Origin of the sequence: Devriesea agamarum (assembly GCF_900070355.1) — a bacterium.
Classification (GTDB): domain Bacteria; phylum Actinomycetota; class Actinomycetes; order Actinomycetales; family Dermabacteraceae; genus Devriesea; species Devriesea agamarum.
The window spans coordinates 1,693,079-1,719,842 of sequence record NZ_LN849456.1 but is presented as its reverse complement, the minus strand read 5'-3'; the positions used below and the strand labels follow the sequence as shown (position 1 = coordinate 1,719,842).

The window sequence follows — 26,764 nt, the reverse complement described above, 5'->3', positions numbered from 1 at the left end:
ACCTTGAATAGTGGGCGAACCTTGGGCAGTGAGCAAACCTGGCGCGTATCGCGTATCGCGTATCGCGCATCGGGCTGAGATGGCTTCCGGGCTACGCCGGTAGCGCGCGCGGAACGCGGAGCATGGGCGACCGCGCGCGCGGACGATTAGTCGTCGTGCCCGATGATTTCGTTAATCACGGACTTGTACAGCACAGCCTTTCCTCCATACACGGCCTGCACGCCACCGGCGACCTCGAACACGTCGATGGCGCCCAGGTTACGCAGCCGTTGTTTATCGACCTTGGCCGGATCGACCACGGATACCCGCAGACGGGTGATACACGCATCCACGTCTTCGAGGTTATCCGCTCCGCCGAATGCATCAATGATCTGGATTGCGGTGGCGCGCAGCGCATCCGGTCCCGAGGCCGGTGCGCTCGACCCGGCGGAAGCGGGAGTATCGGCGATGGCGGTGGCCGCATGAGCTGCCGTTGCGACACCTGATGAACCGGCTGGTCCAGCGGCTGTAGATGACGATGCCGAGGACGCCCCCGCTGAGCCCGCCGAGTGCGACGCGGTGCTGGAGGTTCCTGCGGCACCGGTCTCAACAACGTCGGCGTCATCGCTGTGGCCCGGCGTTGCCAGGTTGAACCGGGTAATCGCGAACCGGAAGATCACGTAGTACAGCGCGAACCAGAAGGCGCCAACCGGCAACACATATAGCCAGTTCGTCTTGTCCTCGCCTTGCAGCACGCCGAACAGCATGTAGTCGATGACGCCGCCGGAGAACGTGTTGCCGATGCGGATTTGTAGCACGTCCGCGAGCAGGAAGGACAGGCCGTCCAGCAGCGCATGCACCACGTACAGCAGCGGCGCAACAAACAGGAACATGTACTCGATCGGCTCGGTGATGCCGGTGACGAACGAGGTGAGGGCCACGCCCAGGAATAACCCGCCGTAGACCTTGCGCTTGCCCTTGGGGACGCAGTGGTACATCGCCAGGCAGGCGCCGGGCAGACCGAACATCATGGTGACGAAACGACCCGCGAAATATTTGGTGCCTTCGGTGAATAGGCCGTGGTGGTTGGGGTCGGCGAGCTGGGCGAAGAAAATCTTTTGTGCCCCGGAGACCGTGTGCCCGGCCACCACTTCGGTGCCACCAAGCGGGGTGTACCAGAACATTGGGTAGATCATGTGATGCAGTCCGACCGCGCCAGATAGGCGCAGCAGGAAGCCGTACAGGAAGGTGCCGAACGGGCCGAGCTGCGCGATGCTTTCGCCGCTGGCAATCAGGGCGTGCTGGATCGGCGGCCAGATGAGGAAGAACAGGGCACCGATCGGAATGGCAACCAGCGACACGATGATCGGGACGAACCGGGAACCCCCGAAGAAGCCGAGCACCTGGGGTAACTGGATGTTGTGGTACCGGTTGTGCAGCATAACTGCCAACGCGCCGATTACCAGGGCGCCGACGATCCCGGTGTCGATGGGGTCGCCTTTGGGGTCGAAGATTTTTAGCAGTGACGCGGTGGTGCCGGTCATCACCAGGTATCCGACGATGCCCGCAAGTGCCGCGGTGCCTTTATCGCGCTTAGCCAAACCGATACACAGGCCGATGCTCAGCAGCAGGGCCAAATTGGAAAAGACGACGTTACCGGCGTCGGACATCACGGTGAAGATCGCCTGGAGGATCTTGTTATCCACGATCGGATAGGCAGCAACCGTATTCGGGTTTGACAGGGCTCCGCCGATACCGAGCAGGAGGCCCGCGGCGGGGAGGATTGCGATCGGCAGCATGAATGCTTTGCCGACCTTCTGCAAGTTCTTAAACGGAGCTCCGAGGCGAGATCGCAAACTGCGTGTGCCAGGGGCGGTCGGGGTGGGTGAGGACATGAGATCTCCGGGGTGGGAGAAGTATCAGGTCTTGCCTCACATGAGTCACAATCCTGCTAAGCACACCCAGCAGTGGGTGCGGCTGGAGAAATACTAGGACCACTGACCCAGCCTGGCAAGCCCGTGCTGAAGGCCTGAGATATTTGGGGCTAAATAGCGCGGTGTTGGTGACGGGTACTATCTGTGCAGGGCGCATATTGCGACGATCTAGACGATATATAGACGACGATGTGAGGAACATACATGGGTACCGCGTTGAATTCCGATGACGCTGATGCTGTGAAGCGGGCACGCATGATTGTCTCCGCTTTGGCGACACCGAAACTGCGGGACCAGTTGTGTCGCCAGTTGACCGCTCAGGACTCTAATAATCAAGAATCAGTGTCTGGTCCTCGGTATGACTGGCTTCAGGACGGTCACGTCGATATCGCGCTGCTACGGACAACAGCCGACCGTTTAAAAGGTCTTTTAGAGGATGACCTCATTATTCGGGTGGGTCGCCGGGAGCAGCTTCCGTCGAGCGAGAAAGAGCGCGTTGAGGCCTCCCAGGAGATTATTCGGGAAGTCTTCGCGCGGGTCGGTGCGCAGCGCGCGATGAGTGAAGCGGAGTTGAATGCCGCGGTCGCTATGTTCACGCCGGACGTTGCGGTTGTGCGCCGAGATGGGGTGGATTCCGGTCTGCTTGCACGCACACACGACGGCGCGAAGTATTCGTTACTCCGCGCCCTCTAGTCGCGTGCTCTAGAGCCGATCAAGTGCCCAGGCTGCGGCGCCGAGCAGAGCGGCTTCCACCCCGGCGGTGGCATCGCAGATCGGCGTGTGAGCAACCACATCCATGGCGTCGTAGGTGATGCCCTCGGTGACGGCGGTGCGCCAGAGCGGGCCGATGCCCGCCACTCCTCCGGTGAGCACAACCAGGTCGGGGTCGAGCACATTTAGCAGGCCGCCGATAGCGCGACCAGTAGCAAAAGCACTGATGGTGATGGTGGTGCGGGCGAGCTCTTCACCCTGGGCGGCACGGGCGGCGATCTCGCGGGTGTCGGCGGCCTGTCCACCTGCCCGCTGATAGGCCGCGTGAATGCCGGGCCCAGAGGCGAGACCTTCGAGGTGTCCGGTGCGGCCGCAGGAGCACAGTACGTCGTTGGCTTCGGGAACCGGGATATGCCCCACGTGGGCGGCGGCGTGATGGTTGCCGATCACCAGGCGCTCGCCGGCGACGATGCACCCGCCGATTCCGGTGCCGACAGCGACCAACAGCATGTCTTGAGTGCCGCGGCCAGCGCCGAACCGGGCTTCCCCGAGCCCGTGCGCATGCACGTCATTCAGGGCTGCGGCGGGGATGCCGAATCGTGCGGAGAATGCTCCGGCGAGGTCGGTGCCGGGCCAGCCGGGCAGGGCGTCGGTGGCGTGGGTGACGATTCCGCGCACCGGGTCGATGACGCCTGCTGACGCAATCCCGACGGCGACGGGTTGTTGTGGAGTGGGGGACGAGTTAGAGAACTCGCGCAGTACGCCGTCGGCGAGGTCCAGGGCGGATTTGAGAACCGTCTGGGCTCCGAGGCGGGCGGGGTGGGGGCGGTGCGCGAGACGAGAAGCTGCGCGCTCGGGTGAGTGTCGGAACGCTGCGACCTCACCGCGATAATCGCGGCTGTGGTTTTGGTTCCGCCTAAATCCAGCGTCAGAACAAGCTGCGCTCCGCCCCCGCTGTTCACAGCAGCCCGGCTTCGTCCAGGATCTGGCGGATGCGCTCGACGGCGGGGCCCTCAATCGCGGTCATTGGCGAGGACATCGCGTTGGTCGAGATCACCCCGAGTTCGCGCAGGGCGGTCTTGAAGGCGCCGACTCCGGCAGCGGGGCCAGTCTTGTCGGCCGGGGTGAAGACGATCTCGAACAGGGCGGCGAGGCGGTCCTGTTCGCGGCGCACTGTCTCCCAGTCGTTGGCGCGGGCGGCGCGGTCCATGCGGACGTATCCGGCGGGGTCAACGTTGCCCAGGCCGGGGACGGATCCGTCGGCTCCTGCCAGGTAGGCGCCGTCGACGACGACTTCGTGGCCGGTGAGCAGCGATAGCGGGGAGCCGGCGGCGCGGTTCATGGCAGCCAGGCGGCGGAAGGTGACGTCGTCGCCGGAGGAGTCTTTGACGCCTGCCAAAAGACCTTCGGATCCGAGCTGGGTCAGCAGGGTCGGGCTGAGCTTGGTGTGGACGCACACCGGAATGTCGTAGGCATAGAGCGGCTTATCGCAGGCTGCTGCGACGGCGCGGAAGTGGTTTTCGATCTCTTCGGGGCCGGTGATCGAGTAGAAGGGGGCGGTGGCGACGTATCCGTCTACGCCCTGAGCGGCGGCGGCGCGCACGTGCTCGATAACGCGGGAGGTCTGGGTGTCGATGACGCCGACGATCACGGGGACCTGGCCGGAGACGATTCCGAGGACGTTTTCGAGTACTCGGTTGCGCATGGCGTCGTCAAAGTAGGCGACTTCGCCGCTGGATCCGAGGACGAAAAGGCCATCGACGCCGCCTTCGATGTGGCGGGCGATGAGGCGTTCAAGTGAGGGGCGATCGAGTTCGCCGTCGGCGGTCAGCGGGGTGAGCAGCGGCGGGACGACGCCGCGTAGTGCGTTGGTGCTCATGAGGTGCGCCTTTCGGGTGCGGGGGTGCGGATGGGCGTGGACATGATGTCGAGAAACGGGCTCGTCGGTGAGGGACAGGTGTTTCTCAGGGCGCGCCACCTAGGTGAAAGTGTTGTCAGACATCTGATGTCCTAATGACGGTAGCCGAACTCCTCGAAGGATGTCAATTTCCCTGCGCCGGCGCAGTGTCACATGAGAGTAGGCAGGGCGGCGGACTCGGCGGGACTGCGGAGTCGCCAGGGCAGCGAGCTGCGCAGGCAGGCCACCCCCTGGGGCGCCGAGGCTACATATCCCGCAGCGCCTCATCAGGCTCCAGACGAGCCGACGCGATCACATGCCGCAGACCACCCAGGGTCAGGAAAAATGGGGTAGCCACCAGCACGATGATTACGCTCTGCCACGACGGCAAACCCCACGGAGCCACCGGCAGAAGAGAAATATCAGCGTAGGAGACCGCCGTCGTCGCGATGAGCGAGAGCACGATGCCCACCAGGATGCCGATCACCGCCGTCAAAACTCCGGCCAGAAACAATTCCGCCGCAATGATTCTTCCAATCCGCCCATTGCTATACCCGAGGGCTTTTAAGATGCCGATCTCGCGCCGTCGCTGCCGAACCCACGTGGTTCCCGCCGAGGCGCCGATCGCCATGCATAAAACGGCTGCCGCAGCGGTGAGCACCCACGACGCCAAACCTAGGACTGTGAACAGACCGCCCAGGTCTGGCATCTGATCGCGCAGGCTAGAGACGGCAAAACCTTTCTCGGAAAGCGCTTTCTGCACCGAAGCGACCTGATCGGCGTCAGCAGTCTGGACGTACATCGTGGTCAGAACGCTGTCCAGACTGGGTTTTCCCGCACTGGCATGAAGCAGGCTGGACAGTGCGCCATCGGATAGGAACGCGGGCTGAGGGCCGCTCTTACCCGGGACACTATTATCCACGATGCCAACCACCGTGAACTCGCGAGTGCCCGGCTGTCCGACTCCGACGATGCCGCTATCGGCGGTGAATTCAATCGATACTTTCTTGTGGAGGAGCTTCAGCGTATTTCCACCGGGAACGTTTTTGGGGAGCAGGATCTGGTCGTCAGCCAGTCCCTGCGGCGGAAGATCCCCGGCAACCAGCGGAGGCATCAGTCCAGGAATGATGGGAGAGCCTGAAATCTCACCGGGATTGGTCATCGGATCGGGCCAATCGCTGCTCTCGTGCAGTGACAGGCTGACCTGATACCACGGATACACGTGCGTGACGCCCGGAGTTTTAGCGATGAGTGCGCGATTTGGTGCCGATAGGTCGCGCTGCGCCGACGGGGCCGCTGCGGAGACTTCAATCAGGTTCAGCGCCGAGGTCGTCCGCGCCTGATGAGCGTAATGCGCAAGACCGGCCCCGACCACCGTCTGAGTCGCCAAAAGAAGCGCGATGGCGGCAAGGAGAAGAGTAAAGAGGGGGCGATGGGTAGTTATCATCGCTCGTAGGTCTGAGCGGAGAAGAACCCGGGTTCCGTCAGTCACGATGACCTCCCTGAAGGCTGAGCACGCGCTGGGCTACACGTTCGGTTGCAGGGTCATGGCTAGCGATCAAAACCCCGCACCCTGCGGCGCGGACCCGTTCTACCTGGTCGAGGACACGCTGTGCATTGTCGTGGTCGAGCCCGGCGATGCGCAAAACCGTGGATTTCCCGGATCCAGACGGCCCGCGCAGCCATAGTGTTTCCCCGGCGTTGAGGTTGAGGCTCACCTCCTGCAAGACCTCAACGGTTGTGGCCCCGTTGCCTTGGGACGTGTCTGGATAGGTTTTAGAGATTGATCTGAGTTCCAGAACCGGCGGCGATATGGGTGATGTAATCATTGTTTCTCTCTGACGTCCGCCACTCGATGTGCCAATCCGTTCAGGAAGACCGAGTAAACGTCCTCGGTCTCAGGTGTCATACGCACATATCGTTCAGCCTACTTATCTACGCTGTGCCCGGTGGTGGTTTGCGACGCGACACCGCTAGACGTGCTTGCCAAAGGGGAGAAACGGGATGAAAAAGAGATCTGCTATCGCTCGGTACGGCGATGTCGTGATCGCCCGCACCACACAGGCTGTGCGTGTCGAAGGAAACTATTACTTTCCACTGGAGGACGTTGACGCCGACCTCGCTCCGAGTGCCCTGACCACGCTGTGTCCGTGGAAGGGGATTGCGCGGTACCGGCATGTCGTCGTGGAGGGTCACACTCTCCACAATGCCGCCTGGACCTATCCGTTGCCCCTACCGCTGGCATGGGGTATTCGACGGCGGATTGCGTTTGAGCCATCCTTGGGGATCGTGGTCACCGCGGAATCACTACCGAAGGTGCGTTAAGGATTACGGTCTCCCGAGCTGGTCGGCTGGCGATGAGGGCGTATGCGGCGAAATTAGCTCGGATTGCCGCGTGTGCCGCCGTGCCGAAGATGAGGCGGACATCGGATGGCCCCAAGTCGGATCGTCCGCTTTGTTTTAGTCTGTGGGCAACGTGTTTTCGCGGCTCGACGACTGGGAGAAACGCCGTGGCGAAAAGATCCGCAACCGCTTTGTATGGCGATATCGTCATAGCTCGCACGACGCGGGCGGTCTTGATGCAGCGCGAATTTTACTTTCCTCGGAAAGACATCTTCGTTGAGCTTGTCCCCAGTAAGGATTTCACCTTCGCCATGGGCCTTTGTATCGCGTTTTACCTTCACGTAAACATCAACGACCGGTATCTCCGCAATGGCGCATGGACCACTCCGCTTCCTCTCCCGCTGGGCTGGGACATGCGCAATCGCGTCGCGTTTCGACCTGATTCGGGAATCGTGGTGGTCCCGGGACTCATGCCGGACGGTGCTGCGCCGCATTAAACCTTAAGAACATCATGGGGGTCACACCGCAGTCACCTCAAGGACTTCGTCGGGTATGAGGCGGGGTCAATCGACGAATGGCCGGGGCCTTGAGTGTTGACGCATGATCAAGACCTCGGGCGCCCAGGACTAACCGGCATTTCGCGCCCGGAAACCCGGCGATAGACAGCCTCCGATTCGCGGTATCGCGACCTATGTGAAGTCGCCATGTTTTAGGGTGAACGCTACGAAAAAGAGAGCTGCTACCGCCCACAATGGCGATGTCGTAATTGCCCGTCCCGTCCAGGCGGTCCGTCTGGGTGATGACTACTTCTTCCCGCCGGAAGATGTCTTGGTTGAGTTGACCAAAAGCCAAACTTTCACGGCATATTTGGGCTGAGGTATCGCGCTGTACCGGCACGTGAACGTGAACGGACAGTTTCTCATCGATGCCGCGTGGACCAATCCCTTCCCGATTCCGGCCTGGGGTATTCGCAATCGCATCGCATTTGAATTCGATTCCGGGATCGTGGTCACCGAAGGGGTCTGAGCATGCAAAGGCCGCGGCGTATCCGTACGCCGCGGCCTCACCGGGCCTGTCCTAGCCCTAACCGCCGGGCCTGTGCTAGCCCAAAGGCCTGCCCTGGACCAGGGCCGGGACAGGCCTTTGGGCTAGGACAGGCCTTTTAAAGGTTTTTACAGCAGTGACGGGGTGGCTGCGAGCAGCGTGCGGGTGTAGGCATCCGTAGGGTTAGCGAACACATCTTCCGCTGGTCCTTGCTCGACAATCCGGCCCTTGTTCATCACCGTGATCCGGTCAGACACGTAGCGCACGGTGTTCATGTCGTGGGAGATAAACACCAGCCCGAGTCCGAGCTGTTCCTTGAGGTCCATGAGCAAGTTGAGCACCTGAGCGCGCACGGACACGTCCAGGGCGCTGGTCGGCTCATCCGCCACGATCACGTCGGGGCCGAGCGCAAGCGCGCGGGCAATCGCGACGCGCTGACGCTGACCACCCGAAATTTGCCGGGGGAGCACGTCCAAAGCCGACAGTGGCAGACCCACCATCTGAACCAGGTCCCGCACCGCGTTCATGCGGTCGGCATGGGAGCCGATGCCGTGCACACGCAGGGGATCCAGCAGGGTGTCGCGCACGATCATGCGGGGGTTGAGCGCGGTTGCCGGGTCCTGGAAGACCACCGAGACCGCACGCCCCAGTTCGCGGCGGGCCGCCCGGCCATGGCCGACGGCGCGCCCGCGAAATAGCAGGGTTCCCGATGTGGGGCGCTGCAAGCCCACCATGACGCGGGCGAGGGTGGATTTACCGCACCCGGATTCGCCGACGATGCCGACCACTTCGCCTCGGCGCACCGTAAAGGACACGCCGTCCACGGCCCGGATACGGTCCGGGCGAAACAGCTTGCCGGTGCGCAGCCGGTGCACCACATGGATGTCTTTCAGCTCGATGACCGGGGTATCTGCGCTGTTCACCGGTTTCTTTGCGGCCGTGCTCATCGCGGATCTCCTGTCTGCTCCGTGGCCTCGGATTGGCGGTCACTGTCGGTGGTGGCGTAGCTATGCGTCGTGCCGTGGATCAGCTGCATATGCGGACGCGTCGTTAAACCAACCGTGGGGTTCGCGGACCGGGGGGCAAAACGGTCGCCGCTGACGAACTCGCGAGGCGAGGGGACGGTACCTGGCACCTGGTGCAGGCGTTCGGCACCGGCTTCGATCGAGAGCACCGAACCGAGGAGGCCGCGAGTGTATTCGTGCCGGGGATCGGTCAGCAGCTCCCTGGTGCTGCCCTGCTCGACGACCTGACCCGCATACATCACGGTGATGCGGTGGGCGAGTTGCGCGACTAGCGCGAGGTCGTGGCTGACGAACACCATGGCGAATCCGAGCTGTTCACGCAGCGAGTTCAGAAGATCCACCACCTGCTTTTGCACGGTCACGTCGAGGGCCGTGGTGGGTTCATCGGCGATGACCAGCTGCGGGTCGCGCGTGAGCGCCATAGCAATCAGCACGCGCTGGCGCTGACCGCCTGAGAGCTCATGCGGGTAGGAGTTCAGCATGCGCTTGGGGTCCAGGCCCACCAGTTCCAGCAGGTCCTCGGCGGTGCGGGTGCCGCCGCGGGAGGTCAGCTGCTTCATTTGGGCTCGGATCAGCATGGACGGGTTGAGCGAGCTGAGCGCGTCCTGGTAGATCATGGCCATATCGTGTCCGCGCAGGGCATTGCGCTGCTTGGGAGTCATCTCCAGCAGGTTCTTGCCGTCGAACAGGATTTCACCGGTGATCCGCGCGGTGCGCGGCAGCAGACCCATGATCGCCATGGAGGTGATGGATTTACCGCACCCGGATTCGCCCACCAGGCCCATTGTCTCGCCGGGCCGGACGGTGAAGGAGATGTCGTCGACAATATCGACGTCGCCGTGGGCGTCGGGGAACGCAATTCTGAGGTTCTTGACGTCCAGCAGCGGTTTCGCGCTGGTGTCGGTGTAGATCAGACGATCTGTGCGAGCCGACTCGGTGCGGTTGAGCGTATCGAGCGACTCTTTGAGTAGCCGGCGCGAGGTGGCGTTGTCGGTGGCCCCGAGAACTTTGACTTTGAGGCTGGCTTCAGACTGCTTGGGTTCGTCGGCCCGGTGCTTTCCGGAGCGTTCCTCTGTCAGCTGGGTGAGGATCTCTTCGTCGCGATGCCGGTCGGCGTGCGCGGGGGCGATCATCTGGGTCGGTGAGGCGACCGCTTGGTCCAGCTCGGCTGCCGGGTGTGCCGCATCGGCGGTGACTGCGTCCAGGCCCTGGGCTTCGCGCAGTGCCTGCTCATCAGCTTCGACGTCTACGCCGCGGCGGACCGGGGGGCTAGCTAGGGCGTCGGTGAGGCCTTCGGACAGAATGTTCAGGCTGAGCACCGTGATCAGAATCATCAGGCCGGGGAAGAAGGTTGGCCACCAGGAGCCGGCGAGCAGAACCTGCTTACCTTCGGCGAGGATGTTGCCCCACGAGGGGTCGGGCGGCTGCACGCCGGCGTTGATGAATGACAGCGACGCTTCAAACACGATGGCGTCGGCGACCAGCACCGTCGCGAACACCATGATCGGTGCCATGCAGTTGCGGGCCACATGCTTAATCAGGATCCAAGTGGTGGAAGCGCCCATAACCTTGGAGGCGGCCACATAGTCTTCGCCGAACTGGGACAGCACGTTGGCGCGCACGACGCGCGACAGTTGCGGGATGTATAAGAACCCGATGGCGAAGATCAGAACCGGCAGGGAGGTGCCGAACACGGCGACGAACACCGCGGCCAGTGCGATGCCGGGGAAGGACATGACGATGTCCAGGATGCGCATCAGCACTTCCGAGGCCCATTTGTGGGCGGTGGCGGCGATGGAGCCGAGGATGGCGGCGGCGCACAGCGCGAAACCGGTGGCGCACAGGCCGATAATCAGCGAGGAGCGTGCACCGTACAGAACGCGGGAGAAGACGTCGCGCCCGGTGCTATCGGTACCGAACCAGAAGGTGCCATCCGGGGGGACGGTGGGTCGAATCAGGTCTCCGGTGCCGGATTGAGCTGCCTGGGGGAGGCCGGTTGCGAGTGGATTAAACGGGGCGATGAGCGGCGCAAAGATCGCGGCGATCACGAGGATCGTGAGGAAGCCGATCGCGATTTTTGAGGTGATCGGGAGTTTGCGCAGTGCGCCCAGGCGTGCGCCTTGGACGGAGCTGAGGCGTTGAGTGAGGTTGCGACGCATATCAGATGCTCCTGATCCGCGGGTTCACTAGGACGTAGAGGACGTCCACGGCGATGTTGACGATGATGAACGCGATGGCGACCGTCAGGGTCACGCCCTGGACGAGGAAGACGTCGTTTCGGGTGACGCCGTCGAGGATCAACTGGCCCATGGCCTGGATGTTGAAGATGATTTCGATGATGACCGCGCCACCCATCAGATAGCCGACGCGCAGGCCGAGCACGGTAATCGGGGTAATCAGCGCGTTGCGCAGCACGTTGCGAGCGACCACGATGTGGTAGGGGATACCTGAGCCGATGGCGGTGCGTACGTAGTCCTTGTCGAGTTCTTCGACCATGGCGGTGCGTACCACGCGGGTCAATGCTCCGGCCACGGGGACGCCGAGCGCGAACGCGGGCAGCATGATGTTGTTGGCCCAGGTGTACGGGTCGGTGAAGATTGAGGTCCATGAGCTGATGACGGCGGGGAACATGCCCCAGCCGCCGGGAACGGTGCCCAGCCATTGGATCAGCAGGATCGCGAGCCAGAACGACGGGGTGGCCAGTGACGCGATGGAGATAACGCGCACCAGCTGGTCCACCCACCGGTCTCGGTACAGAGCCGCGAGCACACCGAGGACCAGCGAGATCACCACGGCGATCAGCAGGCCGAGGAAGGTGAGCTGCAGGGTGATGGGGAACGCTTTGGCGATGACCTCGGTGACGGGGGTGTTGCCGCTGGTCGTCCCAAGGTCACCGTGGATCATGCCCCATAGGAAGTTGCCGTAGCGCACGAAGATGGGGTCGTTCAGGCCATGGCTTGTCCGGTAGGCCTCTAGAGCCTGTTGGGATGCGGACTCACCCAGAGCCAGCCGCGCCGGGTCGGCGGGTGAGAACGACATAACGAAGAACACGAGGAATGTGACCCCGAGGACCATGATCGGGAAGGCGATAAGGCGTCTGCCGATCAGGCGCAGAAGGTTGGACACGGAACAGGCTCCTTCCGGCTGTCGTGTCGCGGACGGTCGGTGACAAGGTGAGGGTGGCATCCGCTGGGGTGGCGCATCGCGGATGCCACCGACATTTATCAGTGGTTGGCACTCCCGACCGTGCCGAGGTAAGGGTCTGGCGACGAGCGGGAGTTGGCCGAGGGGACTACTTGGTGGTGCCGACTCCCACGAAGCTGAGGCCGGTCAGGGAGATCGGCTTGAAGTCGACCAAGGTCGAGGAGTCCCAAGCAGTGGGGGACTTGCGGTGGAAGAGCGGGTAGAGCGGGACGTTGTCCGACAGGGTGTCGAACAGCTTGCCCCAGGTGGCCTTTTGCACCGTCTTGTCAGTGGCCTGCAGGCCTTCTGCCAGCAGTTTCTGCACCTCTTTGTAGGAGTCGCTGCCCTTCCAGTGCATGCGGCTGTCGGTCCAGGTGTCACCTGAGTACCACCAGCGCATGAGCAGGTCGGGGTCGTTACCGAACACCGAGGGGTCGCCGGGGGCGATCACGACGTCGTAGGACTCTGGCTTGCTGTCGATGGTGTTGTAGACGTCAGCTGATTTCTTCTGCTCGAACTTCACGTCGATACCAGCGGACTTGAGGGAGTCTTGGATGATCGGGGTGCACTTGGCGACCCAGTCGTGGTCGGTGCACAGCATCCGGAAGCTCTTCAGCCCGGTTTCTCCGAAGAGTTTTTTGGCTTCGTCGGGCTTGTGGGTGTAGACGGTGGAGGCTTGCTTGTAGAAGGGGTGATCCTTCTGAAGGAAGCAGGTGGCGGCCTCAGCCTGTCCGAGCAGACCGGTGTCGATGACCTTCTTCATGTCGATGGCGTACATAAACGCCTGACGGTTCTTGAGGTCGGCGAACGGGTTGTTTGGCGACTGGTTGAACATGGCGAACAGCAGGCCGAACCCGGGGACGGACTCGACTTTGGAGTTGGCCTTGAGTTGGTCGATGGACAGGTAGGGGACCGAGTCGATGGCCTGCACGGTCTTGGACTGGATTGCGTTGGTGCGGGTGGCGGCATCGGGGATGACCTGCCATTCCATTTTCTTGGCCTTGGCGGGCTTGGGGCCGTTGTAGGCGTCGTTGCGCTCGAACATAACCTTCTTGGAAGTGGCGCTGTTGTCGGTCATCTTCCATGGGCCGGAGCCGACGGGATTGGCGTCGAAGGCCTTGGGGTCTTTTTCGACGGCGGCCTTGGGCACGATTTTGACGACGGCCAGGCGTTCGGCGAACACACCGGTCGGGTACTTGGTGGTGATGGTGACCGTGGAGTCGTTCTTCTTTTCGATCTTGTCGATGAAGGGGATGAAGTTGGCGTACAGCGAGTTGTTGGCTGGGTCGAGGACTCGCTGGAAGGAGAAGACGACGTCGTCGGCGGTGACTTTGGAACCGTCGTGGAAGACGGCGCCGTCGCGCAGGACGATATCGTGGGTGGTGCCGGTGCTGGTGGGTAGCTCTTTGGCGAGTGCCGCGTAGACCTCACGCGAGGCTGGGTCGAGTTCGGTAAGGCCTTCGAGGGTGTGCCAGTTGGCGGCGACTGTGAGTGCGGCGGTGGTGGTCATGGGGTCGTACCCATTGGTGCCGAGCTCGTAGGAGATGGCGGCGGAGATGGTGCCGTCTTTTTTGGCGTCGCCTGCGGGGGCGGCGCTTTGGCCGGTGCTGGTGTCACCTTTCGGTGCGCACGCTGCGATGCCTGCCGTGATGCCTGCGGCTGCACCAATGGTGGCGGTGAGCTTGAAGAAGTCTCGGCGGGAGCGAGGGAGGTGGGGCGAGGCCGTCATGTCAAGGCTCCTTTGCGACGGTTTATCAGACGTCCGATGTCTGACATGCTTATAATGACCATAGGCGCGGTGGGTCGGGCTGGTCAAGTCGGGGCGTGAGCCTTGCGATTCTGTGACCACAATGTAACTTGGCTCGCTGCACGAGATCGTCGCGGCCCCGGCGATGGCTGGCAACACGACGTTTGATGAGGAGTAGTGACGTGGATAGACGCAAAGCAGCGTTCTCAACGGTCGAGGCCATTAAGGACCTCATTTTGCGCAATGGTCTGCGCCCAGGTGACCCCATCCCAACCGAGGCAGAGCTCTGCGCAACCTTGGGCGTGTCCCGCTCGTCCGTGCGCGAGGCGATCCGCACCCTCGCCTCGTTGGACATCGTCGAAGTGCGCCACGGTCGCGGCACAACCGTCGGGCAGCTCTCGCTGTCTCCCTTTATTGATGCGCTTGCATTCCGCAGTCTCATGAACCCCGACGGCACCTGCGCCACCCTGCTGGAAGTCGTGGATCTGCGCGAAGGGATCGACCTCGCCCTTTCCGATGAACTAGTCGCTTTGCATCGAGGCCGCCCCGACCCGCATCTCAGAGGCCTGGTGGACACCATGCGCGAGCAGGCAGCCAACGGGCACTCGTTCCCAGACACCGACATCGCCTTCCACACCGCGCTACTCAGCGGCAGCAGCAACCGGCTCGTGCAGCAACTAGTGGCCGCCCTCTGGGAAGTGCACACCGTCACCGTGCCCCAGCTCGGCATCCCGCAGCCCGATGACATTCACGACACCGCAGCCGCGCACGGAGGCATGCTGGATGCGCTCGAAATCGGGGATGTTTCGGCCTACCGCACCGCGGTGAAAAACCACTACGCGCCGCTGCGCCGCGCTATTGAACGCGCGGGCACCACCTCAAACAATCCCGCGTCATCATCCGATACGAAGGCCCCGACCGTCCGTCATACTCCGACATCGTCATAACGGCTAGGTCCCTTAATAACCTGCGTATCGTGGTGACGGCCCGGTCCCATCCGGCGGTTGGGCACCAGCAATACGGAGGAGGATCTGGTGAACACGACCGCGCGGCACCCGGACGACGAACTGTCCTTCGACCAGTGGCGCCAGGTGGTCTCGTCGTTACCGCCCCTGCCCCGGCGCGTTCTTGAGGTCCCCCTAGGCGATGCCCTCGGTCGAAGACTCGCCGAACCGTTTATTGCGCCGAGTCCGCTGCCAGATGTGCCCTGCTCAGCCATGGACGGATTTGCCCTGCGTTCAGCCGATCTGCTGCGACTGCGCAGACTGGATGGCACCCGTGGAGACGACGTGCTGATCTCAGTCGCCAACGATATTCCCGCCGGACCGGGGGAGCCCGCACCGCTAGCCCCCGGCATGGCCGCCCGCATTATGACCGGGGCGCCGCTGCCCGCCGGAGCAGATCTCGTCGTCCCCGTCGAACAAACCGACAGTAACCCGGGAGATCCCCTGCCCGCCACCGTGCGGATCTCAGGTGACGCCGTGACGGTCCCGCACCATCATGTGCGGGCTGTCGGTGAAGAAATCGCCCGGGGAAGCCGTTTGGCTGGACCTGCAACCCTCGTGGGCCCCGGCTTCATGGGAGTGGCCGCCGCACTAGGAATGGAACGTTTGAAGGTACTCGCGCCCCAGCGCATCGCCGTAGTCGCCACCGGTGATGAACTCGTGCGGGCCGAACCCCATCCGGCCGATAGCAGTCACCGCGATGATGAGGGGTCCCTGCGCTATGGCGAAGTGCGCGAATCTAACACCCGAATGCTGTCTGCCGCACTCGCGCAGCTGGGGCACGACGTCACCCGGCATGTGTCCGGAGACCATCCTCGCGCACTGCTCGACCTCCTCGACGCGCTTGCCGACGAGGTGGACCTCATGATCACCACCGGCGGAATCGGCGCTGGCTCCTATGACGTGGTTAAAGCGGCTCTTGGCCCGGACGGGCGCAACAGTTCGCGCTTTGCCCACCTTCACATGCGTCCTGGTGCGCCGCAGGGATGCGGGGTGATTGGCTCAACGCCGGTTGTGCACTGCCCTGGAACTCCGGTCGGAGCGTTACTGGGAATGCACCTGTTTGGACGGATAGTTCTGCGGGAACCTCCAGTGATTACCGCCATGCCGCTGGTGCCCGCGGGGAGCGGTGGCCTGGACGGCGTGGATACACGCTCCGGAGGTGACGGCGCCGACGGGTTGCGATTGCGTCGCCACGGTCTGATGTGCGTGGCAGCCAATCTCGAATCCACCGGCGTGGCCCTCACCCCCGGGCGCAGGCTCGCTCCGTATGCCCGAGCCAACGCCGTGGTACTGGCAGGCTGGGGCCTTACCGAAGGGCGCACGCAGATTCTTCCCGGCGATCTCGTCAACGTCGCTCTGTTGGGGATCTGATTCAAACTCCTGCTGATCCGGGGTCTGAGCAGCTCGGTATTCAGCTTGTTTGGGCCCTGGCTTGTTCGGGCTCGTGTTGATATGAGTCGTTGTGTGGCTCTCACTACGACTGCGGTGAGTGTGGCAGGTGTGGAGCGCCTATCTATCAGAGGATGTCGGCAGTTTTCAGGATCTTCGGTATGCACAGGCTGTGCCGGTGGGTTACGGTGAATGTATGACACGTCACGATGACCCGAATACCATGGACACCCTGCACGCCTGGGCCAAGCGCGTCGGCAATGATCTAGGTGTCGCCGACCCCGTGGACGGCGAGGTTTTAGACGCGGTGCTCGCGCTCGCCGGAGCCTCAGCTGCCGAGGTGGTGCGTCCCGCTGCACCCGTCGCCACCCTATTCGCAGGGGTTTTATACGGGTCAGGTCGCGCCAGCTCGCTGGTGGAGGCCTGCGATATGGCTGCCCGCGCGATGCGCGACGGACTCCGCAACTCCGAGTAATCTCGCGCGATTTCGCCGGTTTCCTCTGCTTTGTGTCCAGGTCTACCGGCTTTGACGTCGGACTCGACGCCCATGCTGTCACAGTGGCGGCTAGGCCGTCGGGGCCGCGGCGTCAGTCCCGCCCCTCAACGATATTCTTGCGCCGCTGCTCCTCCCGCCTACGAGCCTCCCGGGCTTCCTTGTACCTCTGGCGAGTGCGGGCAAAGCTTCGACCCCAGGAGACCACTGTGACGCACGAAATGGCCAGGGATGCGCCGAATGTGAAGGCTAGCAGCTCGGCGCTGTACAGATAACCCGAGGTCACCACCAGAATCAGAGCCGCCAGCACTAACGGCCAACGGTCCCAGCCGCGGTGCCCGAAGATGTCAGCCGCCACTAGCGCCACTACGACGCCTAGGGCCACCAACAGGAGATGGAAGAAGGTCACGATTTGATAGTAGGTGCTTTCCTGATGTGCGCTCCTGGCAACGTCGGGATACTCTGACCACACTTCGGAATCAAGATATTTTTGAGGAAGATGTCCCCGCGTTGTCGGGAACCGCACCGTACAGGCGCGCTGACGAGCCTGACCCTAGTTAAGCTTCCGGGACGACAACACTTTGTCTGAACCCCGGTGCACGAGAGGAAGTAGTGGCTGATGGAAGGCTGGTACTGCCGTGGCTAAGTTCATCGCGACGCGATTCATTACCTACGTGTTGCTCGCATTTATCGCGACGAGCTTTACCTACCTGCTTGCCGCAAGCTTGATGCATCCCGAAGAAGTGCTTTACCCGCCGATGGCGACTAAGCCAGTTCCCTTCGAGACGGCCCAGGCGTATTTGAACGCCCGCAACGTCAACCCCGATGTTCCCCTGTTTGAACGCTACGTCACCTGGCTCGGCGGTCTGGTGCGCGGCGATCTCGGGGTCACCACCGGCACCAATAAGGCCATGGTCCCGGTGACCGAGGTGCTGCTGACCCGCGTGCCGATCAGCCTGCGCCTGGTGGTGCTCGGAACCATCATCGGTGTGGTGCTGGGCATCCTGGTCGGTATGCTGAGCGCGGTTCGCCGCCGCTCTTGGGGCGACAAAGTGGCCACCCTCGGATCCTTCGCGATCCTTTCGCTGCCCACCGTCGTGGTGATCCTGATCGTGCAGCAGGTCAACCAGTTCATCCAGGATGTCACCGGCTACGGTCTGCCCGCCATTAACCCCGTTAACCCCTTGCTTCCCGCCGGGTCTTGGGCGTCGATCGAATATCAAATCAAGGCGCTGGTGATGCCAACGATTGTGCTGGCCCTGTTCGGACTGGCCTCGTACTCGCGGTACATGAAGGTCACCACACTCGATGTGCTCGGCAGCGATTACTTGCGCACCGCCCGGGCGAAAGGTCTATCCCGCCGCAAAGCCATGACCCGCCACGGCCTGCGCATGGCTCTGATCCCGATGGGACAGTACTTTGCGTTCGCCGTGGGTGCGGCCTTTACCGGCTCCCTATTCGTTGAGCGCATGTTCAACTGGCAAGGCATTGGCGCCTTCGCCATATCAGCGCTCGGGATGGCCGATGTGAACGGCACGGCAGGTGTTGTGCTGTATTCGGCGATCTTGACCCTCCTGTCCGCGACCCTGGCCGATTTCCTCCAGGGTGTTCTCGACCCGAGGATCCGGTGACCAAGCATCATGAGCGTTAATCCCAGCGACATCCCCAACATTGACCGTGAGGCCAGGGTCGAAAGCGATCTATTAGAAGAGGATCTACTCAAAGACGCCGAGACTCCTGCCATTGCCGAGACCGAACGGGTTCGGGCTATGGGGCGCGGTGAATTGCTGCGCCGTCGATTCCTTCGCAACCCGAGTGCCTGGATCGGCATGAGCATTTTTGGGCTGCTGGTGATCGCAGCCGTGTTCGCCCCGATGTTCTACCAGTACAAGCCATTCGACCTCGATTTGAGTAACTCGCTGACCGGTCCGTCGCAGTACCACTGGTTTGGCGTCAACGAAAACGGCCTGGATATTTTCGCCCGCACAATGGCCGGGCTCCGGGTCTCTCTGGTAATCGGCATCGGCACGGCCATCCTGACCACGATCATTGCCGTCACCGTCGGCACCATCGCCGGTTATATCGGGCACAAAGGCAAACTGGGCGCCTTCATCGACGGCACGATGGTCAACGGCATCAATCTGTTCCTGATTATCCCCTCGCTGCTGCTGCTGATGCTGTTCAGCCCGGTTTTGCAGCGGGCGAGCTGGTTGATGATGATCCCGCTGCTGGCCGTGTTCTCCTGGATGCTCACCGCTCGTGTTCTGCGTTCGATGACCCAGCAGCTGGTGCGCACCGACTACGTGGAGGCGGCACGCTTCATGGGGGTCAACCCCGTCGTCAACGTGATGCGGCACATCATCCCCAATATTGCGAGCTGGATCATTATCGACACCACGCTTGGGGTGGGTGGCGCGATCCTCGGCGAAACTGGCCTGTCGTTCATCGGATTTGGTATTCAGTACCCGATGGTTTCGCTTGGAACCGTGTTGCAGGACTACAACATCGCCGCTCCGTACACGTGGATTCCGGCGGCTGCGGTGCTCGCGGCGCTCGTCATCTCCATCAATCTCATGGGCGAGGCGCTGCGCGACGCCCTCGACCCGACCAGCGGATCCAGCCGTATCTGAGGTAATTCGATGACTTCTGAACCCATTCTCTCCGTCAAGGACCTCACCGTCGGCTTCCGCTCTGAGGCCGGGCTGGTGCACGCGGTGCGCGGCCTCTCCTACGACGTGGCTAAGGGTGAGGCCCTGGCCATTGTGGGCGAGTCCGGTTCCGGTAAGTCCGTGAGCTCGCTCGCGGTGATGGGCCTGCTTCCCCAGAGCGCGGACGTGAGCGGCAGCATTGAATTTCAAGGCCACCAGATGCTCAGCATGAGCGACAGCGCGCTGTCGAAGTTGCGCGGCAAGAGCATCTCGATGATTTTCCAGGATCCGCTGTCGGCACTCACCCCCGTGTACAAGGTTGGGGATCAGATCGCCGAAGTGGTGATGATTCACCGCGGTGGTAGCAAGGTCCAGGCGAAAAAGCGTGCCGTTGAACTGCTGGAAGCGGTTGGCATTCCCAATCCGAAGCGCCGTGCCGAGTCGTATCCGCATGAGTACTCCGGAGGCATGCGGCAGCGCGCGATGATCGCGATGTCTATCGCTAACGACCCGGAGCTGATTATCGCCGACGAGCCCACTACTGCCCTGGATGTGACCATTCAGGCGCAGGTGATGGAGCTGATGAAAACCGCCCAGGAGCTGACCGGTGCGGCTAGCATCCTGATCACTCACGACCTGGGGGTGGTCGCAGGATTCGCTGACCGCATCCTGGTGATGTATGCGGGCAAAGCCGTGGAGGCTGGTCAGATTGACGATGTGTTTAGCTCACCGCGTATGCCGTACACGCTGGGCCTGCTGTCCTCGGTTCCGCGTGCCGATGCTGACTCTAAAGATCCACTGATTTCGGTGAAGGGAAATCCACCCTCGCTGGTGGATATTCCGGCGGGGTGCCCGTTTGCGCCGCGCTGCCCGATCGCCACGGACGTCTGCCACCGGGACGAACCGCGGTTTGAGCAGGCACCAGGAACGAAGCCGGTGGTCATCGGCGAGGGCGATCACGAGTGCGTTCACTTCGCTGCCTGCCATCACAGCGATCTTTTGGCCCAGAATAAGGAGATTTTCCCGCGGCCACAGATTGCTAAACCGTCGGTCACCTCGCCCCGTGAGGAGCGCGATCCGGTGCTTGAGATCGAGGGTCTGCGCAGGGTGTACCCGGTGATTAAGGGTGCGCTGGTGCGCCGCAAGCTCGGAGAGGTTCGGGCTGTTGACGATATCGACCTCGATATTCGTCGCGGGGAAGCGTTGGCGTTGGTCGGTGAGTCCGGCTGCGGTAAGAGCACCACCATTATGGAGATCATGCAGCTGCGGGCTCCGCAGAAGGGCACGATCCGCATCGGTGGGCAGGACACCTCGTTGCTCACTCGTAAACAGCGGGCCACGCTGCGTTCAGATGTGTCGATCGTGTTCCAAGATCCGATGGCCTCGTTGGATCCTCGGATGCCCATCGGCGATATTCTGCGCGAGCCCATGAAGGTGCAGGGCTACAGCCAGGAGAAAATGTCCGAAAAGATTGACTGGCTCTTGCAGACGGTCGGTCTTCTCCCAGAGCAGGCCTCGCGCTATCCCACCGAGTTTTCCGGCGGTCAGCGCCAGCGGGTGGGCATCGCCCGGGCACTTGCGTGTGACCCCAAGCTGATTGTGCTCGATGAACCGGTATCCGCGCTGGATGTGTCGATTCAGGCCGGTGTGATCAATCTGCTCGACGATCTGAAGAATAGGTTAGGAATTAGTTACCTATTCGTGTCTCATGACCTCTCTGTGGTGAGTCACATCTCTGACAGAATTGCAGTGATGTACCTCGGCAAGATTGTGGAAATCGGCGAGACTTCGTCGGTATTCGACAATCCCCGCCACCCGTACACGAAGGCTCTGCTGTCGGCGGTTCCGATTCCGGATCCTGCGACTGAGCGGACGCGGCGCCGTGTGGTGCTCACCGGAGATATCCCCTCTCCGGACCAGATCCCAGACGGCTGCCGCTTTGCCGGGCGATGCCCCGTGTATCGGGATCTCCTCGGTGAGGACGAAAAACGACGTTGCTCCCGGGAGGTTCCTCCTCTGGTGGGAGCAGGAGGCGATCATGCCGCGGCGTGCCACTTTGTGGAGCGGGCGGCGTCTCTTCAGGTGTCATAGGGCATTGCGCCCCAGGATCGATTAAGGAGCAGGTATGAAGCTCACACGACGCACCCTCTTCGGCGCATCCGCGCTGTCTGCGGTAGCGCTGGCCGGTTGCAGCAAGGCTGAGGACGGCTCCAATGGTGGCGGCGGCAAAGCTGGAGGCACTGGCGAGCAGATCGCGGCTGATAAGAACGACATCAACCCGAAGAAGCGCGATGAGATCGGTGAGGGCGGCTCGCTGCGGCTGACCAATAATGCCTATCCGCCGAACTGGAATCCGTATTGCTCGGATGGCAATGAAAAAAATACCAGCGAGATCATGCGCGCCATCTTCCCGGTGGAACTGTGGACGGCCGACGCCAAGGGGAATATTGGACCCAATCTGAATTACTTGAAGCGGATGGAAAAGGTTAAGGATGAGCCCTTGACCATTGAAATCGAGCTCAGGCCGGATCTGAAGTGGTCGGATGGGACCCTGATTGACTACAAGTCGATTGAGAACGTATTCACGATTATGAACGGCTCTAAGCCCGCCTACCAGATCGCCTCTTCGGAGGGATATGACAAGGTGGAGAAGATCGAGCAGGGTAAAAACAACCTCACTGCCGTGGTGACGTTTAAGGAACCCTGGTCTGACTGGATGGGTCTGCCCGCCGTTATGCCTGATTCGTTGGCGGCTTCCGCGGAAGCTTTCAACACCGGTTGGATCGATGCACCGAAGGTGACCGCGGGCCCCTATAAGCTTGGCAAGCTCGATCCGGGAAATAAGACCGTCACCCTGGTTCCGGATGAGAACTGGAGTGGCGATAAGCCGTTCCTCAAGCAGATTTTGTGGACCACAATTGAGGATCCGGCCGCGGCGGCCACCTCGTTTAAAAACGGCCAGCTCGACGCCCTCAACAACACGGTTCCGGCCATGTATTCCGTGGTCAAGGACATGGTGGGCAAGAATGGGATTGCGCTGCGCAAGGCCGCCGGTCCGAGCTGGACGCACATTACGCTGAACGGTGCTAAAGGGCGGCCTTTGGAAGACGTCCATGTGCGCCGGGCGGTGTTCAATGCGATTAACCGCAAGGACACCTTCCTCTCAGTGAACGCAACCATGCCATACCCGAAAGATAATCCTCAGCTCAATAACCACATGCTGATGACGAATCAGGAAGGGTACAAGGATAACTCTGGCGATTACGGCAAGTTTGATCCCGAAGCGGCTAAAAAGCATCTGGAAGAGGCCGGGTACAAGATTGAAAACGGCAAAGCCGTGAAGGATGGCAAGCCGCTGGAGATCACCTACGTCTACAACGACGGCTCCAAGACCAATGAGGCCGTGGTGCCGATTGTGCAAAAGAATCTGCAGGAAATCGGCATTACCATGCGGGTGCAGAAGGTGCCGCCGACGGACCTATTCTCAAAGTACGTGATCCCCGGGAACTTCGATTTGTCGCTGTACGGCTGGGTCGGAAATCCGTTCTTCTCCTCCGGGGATGCCATCTGGCGCTCCACCGGTCAGCAGAATTACGGCAAGGTCGGAGACGCCGAGGTCGATAAGCTGCTCGATAAGGCAGCGAAGGAAACCGACGACAGCAAGCGGATTAGCGAAGCGAACGAGATCGATACCAAGCTCTGGGAACTCGCCGGCACACTTCCGCTGTGGCAGTCCTTCGACTTCTACACCCAGGATGAAACCCTCGCGAACTTCGGGGCGCGCGGTTTTGAGATGTTGGACTGGACCAAGATCGGCTACGCCAAGGGATCGCCCAAGCTGAAGAGCTGATCGCTTAATGCGGTACACCTTATCCATGTGACGAGGTATGGCCCGCAGAGCTATTAAGGGGCTGAGTGCGTAAGTACTCAGCCCCTTTCCTCTTGATTGCAACGTATTTGTTGCCGTAAGACGTTGAGTCCCTTCACGGTAAATGGGATGCTTAGTGCAGATCGAGTAACGCGCATTGAGCGGTGCTGATCGGATGCGGCTGATTGGAAACAATGAGGGGATAGCTTCGCTATCACAACTGCGCCCGAATCATGCATGGCCCACGTATGTGCTCGGTGGGACTAAAAGGCGGTTGGCGCAGCGTGAGTGGGAATCGCGTATCGCAGAGGAGCACGATGAACCATGGACCGTCTGGCTGGCCGCCTCTCGCAATGCAGCGGGGTGCTTCCGCCCCGAAAAGGATGAAGGAGCAGGTATGAAACTCACGCGACGCACTCTCTTCGGTGCCTCCGCTCTGTCCGCAGTGGCTCTAGCAGGGTGCTCCAAAGCTGGGGACGGTGCCGACGGTGACAAAGGTGGAGCGGGCCGCACCGGTGAGAAAATCGCCGCCAAGCAGAACGATATGAATCCCAAGAAGCGAGACGAGATTGGCGAGGGTGGATCCCTGCGCCTAGCTCTTGGAGCGTTTCCGGCGAACTGGAACGCCTTTTCCGCTGACGGCAACGACGGTGAGACCAATAGCATTATGGACATGGTGATACCGGGCATGATTGTCTCGGATGCCAAAGGTGAAGTTACCAAGGATCCGCAAACCACACTGCGCATTGAAAAGGTGAAGGATAATCCGTTCACCGTCGAGGCTGAACTGAAACCCGGTTTTAAATGGTCAGACGGCACCCCAATCGACTATAAGTCGATCGAGAACGTGTTCACGGTGATGAATGGCTCCAAGCCTGGTTATCAGGTTGCCTCGTCTGAGGGGTATGACAAGGTCGAAAAGATTGAGCAGGGCAAAAACGATCACACCGCGGTGATCACTTTTAAAGAGCCCTATGCTGACTGGAAAAGGCTTCTGGGACTGATGCCCGACTCCCTCGCGGCCTCAGCGGAGGCATTTAATACTGGCTGGGCTGATGGGCCGAAGGTCACCGGCGGTCCCTTCAAAATCGACAAAATCGATCCGGGTAATAAGACCGTCACCCTGGTTCCGGATGAGAACTGGGCGGGAGATAAACCCTTCCTTAAGCAGGTCCTGTGGACCACGGTTGAGGATATGTCCGCGGCGGCCACGGCATTTAAAAATGGTCAGCTCGATGTGGTCGGCGCGAACATCCCCGCGGTCTATTCTGTGGTGAAAGGGATGGTCGGCAAGAACGGGATTACCTTGCGTAAAGCTGCAGGACCCAACTGGGCTCACTTTACGCTCAATGGCGCGGAGGGTCGCCCGCTGGCCGACGTTCATGTGCGGCGCGCGGTGTTCAACGCGATTAACCGCAAGGAAGCATTCCTTTCGGTGAACTCAACCATGCCGTATCCGAAGGAAACCTCCGTGCTGGGTAACCACATGATTATGACCAATCAGGACGGATATAAAGATAACTCAGCTGAGTACGGCAAGTATGATCTGGAGTCTGCCAAGAAGCACCTTCAAGAGGCCGGTTACACGATGCAAAACGGCAAGGCTGTGAAGGACGGCAAGCCGTTGGAAATCTCTTATGTCTACGCGGCTGTTGCCAAAGAGAATGAAGCCATTATTCCGGTGGTGCGCAAGAATCTTCAAGATGCTGGTATCACCTTGAAGATTCAGAAAGTGCCGCCGAGTGACCTGTTCTCGAAATATGTAATCCCCGGGGATTTTGACCTGGCTATGTTCTATTGGCTGGGTACCCCCTTCTTCTCCGGAAGTGATGCGATCTGGCGCACGAACGGAGAGCAGAACTTCGGCAAAGTCAGCGACCCCGAGGTCGACAAGCTACTGAATCAGGCCGCCCAAGAGACGGATGAGAAAAAGCGAATCGACTTGGAAAACGAGCTCGATTCCAAACTGTGGACCCTGGCGGGCACCCTGCCACTCTGGCAGGCCTACAACTTCACCGTCTTGGATGAAACGCTCGCAAACTACGGGCCGCGCGGGTTCCAGAGCCTGGATTGGACCATGGTCGGCTATACCAAGGGCTCACCCAAGTTAAAGAGCTGAGCTGGTGATCGGCCGGTAAAACTATTCTGCCGACTCAGGTGAGGCTGTTTAGAACTAGCTCTGTCAGGGCTATTCGGTCCAGCAAAGGACTCGCGCGGTGCGGGAGAATGGATACATGCCCGCATTGGATGAACAGCCTCGCCTCATGTCCCGGCCCGAGCCGGTGACCCCCGCCGCGGAACTGAGCGATGAAGAACGTCGCCGCTACGCCAGGCACCTGACGTTGCCGGTATTCGGTGACCTCGGTCAGCGTCGGCTGAAGAACTCCCGCGTCGCCGTTGTCGGCGCGGGAGGACTCGGCTCACCCGTGTTGCTCTATTTGGCAGCCGCAGGTGTCGGGCACCTGACGGTGATTGACGCAGACAAGGTCGATGACACGAATCTTCAACGCCAAATCATCCACGGCCACGACACCCTCGGCACCTTGAAAGTTGACTCCGCTGCTGCACGGATCGCGGCCATCAACCCCTTGGTTACGGTGAGCTGCATTCCCCAGGTGCTCGATTCCAGCAACGCCTTGGACATCCTTGCGGGCCACGATGTTGTGATCGACGGGACCGACAATTTCCCCACCCGCTATCTGGTCTCGGATGCCTGCGAGATTCTTGACCTCCCCCTAGTCTGGGGATCGATCCTCGCGTTCGACGGCCAGCTCGCGGTGTTCTGGAACGCGGGTGGCCGCGGTGTCACCTACCGCGATGTGCACCCCACTCCGCCGCCACCGGGCAGCGTACAAAACTGTGCGGAAGCCGGAGTGCTCGGCATGCTGTGCGGCCAGATCGGATCCGCGATGGCAAATGAAGCGGTAAAAATCCTGACCGGGATCGGAGACGTGTTGCTCGAGCGTATCGCCCTGTACGACGCGTTAGGCGCGCGCTGGACGCACCTGGATATTGCGCGCAACCCGAACCGGGCTGCCGTCACCGAACTGGTCGATTACCAGGATTTTTGCGGGGTTCCGCGGGCAGATGGTGGGGTTGGTATCGCAGATGTCGCCGCGCTCGTGGATTCTGGCCGGGCCCTGGTTGATATTCGCAACGATGACGAAGTAGCTTTTGGGATGCTGCCCGGGGCGGTGCACATTCCGATGGATCGTCTGCTCGATGATCCGCATGCGGCCGACCGCCTTTTGCGTGAACGCTACCGCATTGCGACGGGCCTGAGCGGCGCTGTTTTGTACTGCCAAGGGGGGATTCGGTCGGCAGCTGCCCGGTCACGCCTGGCTGAGGCCGGGTTCAATGCGCTCACTATGAATGGCGGGTACTCGGCTGCCCAGAGCATGCTTGGGCATTGATAACAGCTTCGGGCATCGATAACAGCTTTGGACGTTGACAACAGCTATGGAGCTGACGCCAACTACGGCATGGGCATGGGCAT

Annotated in this window: 23 protein-coding genes; 13 read left to right on the top strand and 10 right to left on the bottom strand. The window is 61.3% G+C overall.

Translation table 11 applies throughout. The features are described from left to right. Positions 1-146: 146 nt before the first annotated feature. Positions 147-1,874, bottom strand: a complete 1,728-nt coding sequence (locus tag BN1724_RS07475; protein ID WP_084252861.1) for a PTS transporter subunit EIIC — start codon at positions 1,872-1,874, stop codon at positions 147-149. 243 nt (positions 1,875-2,117) lie between these two features. Between BN1724_RS07475 and BN1724_RS07470 the strand changes: the two genes are divergently transcribed. Further along, on the top strand, positions 2,118-2,606 hold the full coding sequence (locus BN1724_RS07470) for a DUF2087 domain-containing protein (protein WP_058234854.1): 489 nt from the start codon (positions 2,118-2,120) through the stop codon (positions 2,604-2,606). A 9-nt stretch (positions 2,607-2,615) separates the two neighbouring features. Here BN1724_RS07470 and BN1724_RS07465 read toward each other — a convergent pair whose 3' ends face one another. The 4 genes from BN1724_RS07465 to BN1724_RS07450 all read right to left on the bottom strand — a co-directional run bounded on the left by BN1724_RS07465 (position 2,616) and on the right by BN1724_RS07450 (position 6,350). Beyond that, complete coding sequence (locus tag BN1724_RS07465; RefSeq protein WP_084252860.1) at positions 2,616-3,641, bottom strand: ROK family protein; 1,026 nt, start codon at positions 3,639-3,641, stop codon at positions 2,616-2,618. Then, on the bottom strand, positions 3,583-4,503 hold the full coding sequence (locus BN1724_RS07460) for a dihydrodipicolinate synthase family protein (protein WP_058235857.1): 921 nt from the start codon (positions 4,501-4,503) through the stop codon (positions 3,583-3,585). Before BN1724_RS07460 ends, BN1724_RS07465 begins: the two co-directional genes overlap by 59 nt. A 283-nt stretch (positions 4,504-4,786) precedes the next feature. Next, positions 4,787-6,013 carry an ABC transporter permease gene (locus BN1724_RS07455; RefSeq protein WP_058234853.1) on the bottom strand — a complete coding sequence of 409 codons (1,227 nt, stop codon included), beginning with the start codon at positions 6,011-6,013 and terminating at the stop codon, positions 4,787-4,789. Next, the gene (locus BN1724_RS07450) at positions 6,006-6,350 is read right to left on the bottom strand and encodes an ATP-binding cassette domain-containing protein (protein ID WP_058234852.1); all 345 of its coding nucleotides are present in this window, start codon (positions 6,348-6,350) and stop codon (positions 6,006-6,008) included. Before BN1724_RS07450 ends, BN1724_RS07455 begins: the two co-directional genes overlap by 8 nt. Positions 6,351-6,525: 175 nt before the next feature. On the opposite strand from BN1724_RS07450, the gene BN1724_RS07445 reads away from it, so the two are divergent. The 3 genes from BN1724_RS07445 (at position 6,526) to BN1724_RS13435 (ending at position 7,890) form a co-directional block, all read left to right on the top strand. Further along, positions 6,526-6,846: a DUF427 domain-containing protein gene (locus BN1724_RS07445; RefSeq protein WP_058234851.1), complete on the top strand. Its 321-nt coding sequence runs from the start codon at positions 6,526-6,528 to the stop codon at positions 6,844-6,846. Between the two features lie 185 nt (positions 6,847-7,031). Next, positions 7,032-7,361 carry a DUF427 domain-containing protein gene (locus BN1724_RS07440; protein ID WP_172797098.1) on the top strand — a complete coding sequence of 110 codons (330 nt, stop codon included), beginning with the start codon at positions 7,032-7,034 and terminating at the stop codon, positions 7,359-7,361. Between the two features lie 406 nt (positions 7,362-7,767). Next, entirely contained in the window at positions 7,768-7,890 is a 123-nt protein-coding gene (locus BN1724_RS13435) for a hypothetical protein (RefSeq protein ID WP_269447056.1), read from the top strand. 146 nt (positions 7,891-8,036) lie between these two features. Here BN1724_RS13435 and BN1724_RS07435 read toward each other — a convergent pair whose 3' ends face one another. The 4 genes from BN1724_RS07435 to BN1724_RS07420 form a co-directional block, all read right to left on the bottom strand. Further along, positions 8,037-8,855, bottom strand: coding sequence for an ABC transporter ATP-binding protein (locus BN1724_RS07435; RefSeq protein WP_058234849.1), 819 nt, complete (start codon positions 8,853-8,855; stop codon positions 8,037-8,039). After that, complete coding sequence (locus tag BN1724_RS07430; RefSeq protein ID WP_058234848.1) at positions 8,852-11,092, bottom strand: dipeptide/oligopeptide/nickel ABC transporter permease/ATP-binding protein; 2,241 nt, start codon at positions 11,090-11,092, stop codon at positions 8,852-8,854. The genes BN1724_RS07435 and BN1724_RS07430 overlap by 4 nt, the downstream gene beginning before the upstream one ends. 1 nt (position 11,093) lies before the next feature. Beyond that, on the bottom strand, positions 11,094-12,059 hold the full coding sequence (locus BN1724_RS07425; protein ID WP_058234847.1) for an ABC transporter permease: 966 nt from the start codon (positions 12,057-12,059) through the stop codon (positions 11,094-11,096). Between the two features lie 166 nt (positions 12,060-12,225). Next, entirely contained in the window at positions 12,226-13,845 is a 1,620-nt protein-coding gene (locus BN1724_RS07420; protein ID WP_058234846.1) for an ABC transporter substrate-binding protein, read from the bottom strand. Positions 13,846-14,045: 200 nt separating this feature from the next. Between BN1724_RS07420 and BN1724_RS07415 the strand changes: the two genes are divergently transcribed. From BN1724_RS07415 to BN1724_RS07405, 3 genes are all read left to right on the top strand, one after another. Next, positions 14,046-14,810: a FadR/GntR family transcriptional regulator gene (locus BN1724_RS07415; protein ID WP_231928193.1), complete on the top strand. Its 765-nt coding sequence runs from the start codon at positions 14,046-14,048 to the stop codon at positions 14,808-14,810. Positions 14,811-14,897: 87 nt separating this feature from the next. Continuing rightward, positions 14,898-16,241 (top strand): molybdopterin molybdotransferase MoeA, encoded by a 1,344-nt coding sequence (locus tag BN1724_RS07410; RefSeq protein WP_058234844.1) that lies wholly within the window; start codon positions 14,898-14,900, stop codon positions 16,239-16,241. A 214-nt stretch (positions 16,242-16,455) separates the two neighbouring features. Beyond that, positions 16,456-16,734: a DUF6457 domain-containing protein gene (locus BN1724_RS07405; RefSeq protein ID WP_157085811.1), complete on the top strand. Its 279-nt coding sequence runs from the start codon at positions 16,456-16,458 to the stop codon at positions 16,732-16,734. Positions 16,735-16,846: 112 nt separating this feature from the next. Here BN1724_RS07405 and BN1724_RS07400 read toward each other — a convergent pair whose 3' ends face one another. Beyond that, a complete protein-coding gene (locus tag BN1724_RS07400) occupies positions 16,847-17,161 on the bottom strand; it encodes a hypothetical protein (protein ID WP_157085810.1) in 315 nt (104 codons plus the stop codon). Positions 17,162-17,390: 229 nt separating this feature from the next. Between BN1724_RS07400 and BN1724_RS07395 the strand changes: the two genes are divergently transcribed. The 6 genes from BN1724_RS07395 (at position 17,391) to BN1724_RS07370 (ending at position 26,681) form a co-directional block, all read left to right on the top strand. Continuing rightward, on the top strand, positions 17,391-18,383 hold the full coding sequence (locus BN1724_RS07395; RefSeq protein WP_197671770.1) for an ABC transporter permease: 993 nt from the start codon (positions 17,391-17,393) through the stop codon (positions 18,381-18,383). Positions 18,384-18,392: 9 nt separating this feature from the next. Then, positions 18,393-19,382: an ABC transporter permease gene (locus BN1724_RS07390; RefSeq protein ID WP_058234841.1), complete on the top strand. Its 990-nt coding sequence runs from the start codon at positions 18,393-18,395 to the stop codon at positions 19,380-19,382. Between the two features lie 9 nt (positions 19,383-19,391). Beyond that, a complete protein-coding gene (locus BN1724_RS07385; RefSeq protein WP_058234840.1) occupies positions 19,392-21,491 on the top strand; it encodes an ABC transporter ATP-binding protein in 2,100 nt (699 codons plus the stop codon). 34 nt (positions 21,492-21,525) lie between these two features. After that, entirely contained in the window at positions 21,526-23,250 is a 1,725-nt protein-coding gene (locus tag BN1724_RS07380; RefSeq protein WP_058234839.1) for an ABC transporter family substrate-binding protein, read from the top strand. Between the two features lie 562 nt (positions 23,251-23,812). Beyond that, a complete protein-coding gene (locus BN1724_RS07375) occupies positions 23,813-25,387 on the top strand; it encodes an ABC transporter family substrate-binding protein (RefSeq protein WP_231928192.1) in 1,575 nt (524 codons plus the stop codon). 115 nt (positions 25,388-25,502) lie between these two features. Further along, positions 25,503-26,681, top strand: a complete 1,179-nt coding sequence (locus tag BN1724_RS07370) for a ThiF family adenylyltransferase (protein ID WP_084252859.1) — start codon at positions 25,503-25,505, stop codon at positions 26,679-26,681. The last annotated feature ends 83 nt before the right edge of the window (positions 26,682-26,764 follow it).

Excerpts from the sequence above, each read along its gene's own strand:
- BN1724_RS07475 (WP_084252861.1), bottom strand. The coding sequence starts at position 1,874 with ATGTCCTCACCCACCCCGACCGCCCCTGGCACACGCAGTTTGCGATCT.
- BN1724_RS07470 (WP_058234854.1), top strand. The coding sequence starts at position 2,118 with ATGGGTACCGCGTTGAATTCCGATGACGCTGATGCTGTGAAGCGGGCA.
- BN1724_RS07460 (WP_058235857.1), bottom strand. The coding sequence starts at position 4,503 with ATGAGCACCAACGCACTACGCGGCGTCGTCCCGCCGCTGCTCACCCCG.
- BN1724_RS07450 (WP_058234852.1), bottom strand. The coding sequence starts at position 6,350 with ATGATTACATCACCCATATCGCCGCCGGTTCTGGAACTCAGATCAATC.
- BN1724_RS07445 (WP_058234851.1), top strand. The coding sequence starts at position 6,526 with ATGAAAAAGAGATCTGCTATCGCTCGGTACGGCGATGTCGTGATCGCC.
- BN1724_RS07435 (WP_058234849.1), bottom strand. The coding sequence starts at position 8,855 with ATGAGCACGGCCGCAAAGAAACCGGTGAACAGCGCAGATACCCCGGTC.
- BN1724_RS07430 (WP_058234848.1), bottom strand. The coding sequence starts at position 11,092 with ATGCGTCGCAACCTCACTCAACGCCTCAGCTCCGTCCAAGGCGCACGC.
- BN1724_RS07420 (WP_058234846.1), bottom strand. The coding sequence starts at position 13,845 with ATGACGGCCTCGCCCCACCTCCCTCGCTCCCGCCGAGACTTCTTCAAG.
- BN1724_RS07405 (WP_157085811.1), top strand. The coding sequence starts at position 16,456 with ATGACACGTCACGATGACCCGAATACCATGGACACCCTGCACGCCTGG.
- BN1724_RS07390 (WP_058234841.1), top strand. The coding sequence starts at position 18,393 with ATGAGCGTTAATCCCAGCGACATCCCCAACATTGACCGTGAGGCCAGG.
- BN1724_RS07385 (WP_058234840.1), top strand. The coding sequence starts at position 19,392 with ATGACTTCTGAACCCATTCTCTCCGTCAAGGACCTCACCGTCGGCTTC.
- BN1724_RS07380 (WP_058234839.1), top strand. The coding sequence starts at position 21,526 with ATGAAGCTCACACGACGCACCCTCTTCGGCGCATCCGCGCTGTCTGCG.
- BN1724_RS07375 (WP_231928192.1), top strand. The coding sequence starts at position 23,813 with ATGAATCCCAAGAAGCGAGACGAGATTGGCGAGGGTGGATCCCTGCGC.
- BN1724_RS07370 (WP_084252859.1), top strand. The coding sequence starts at position 25,503 with ATGCCCGCATTGGATGAACAGCCTCGCCTCATGTCCCGGCCCGAGCCG.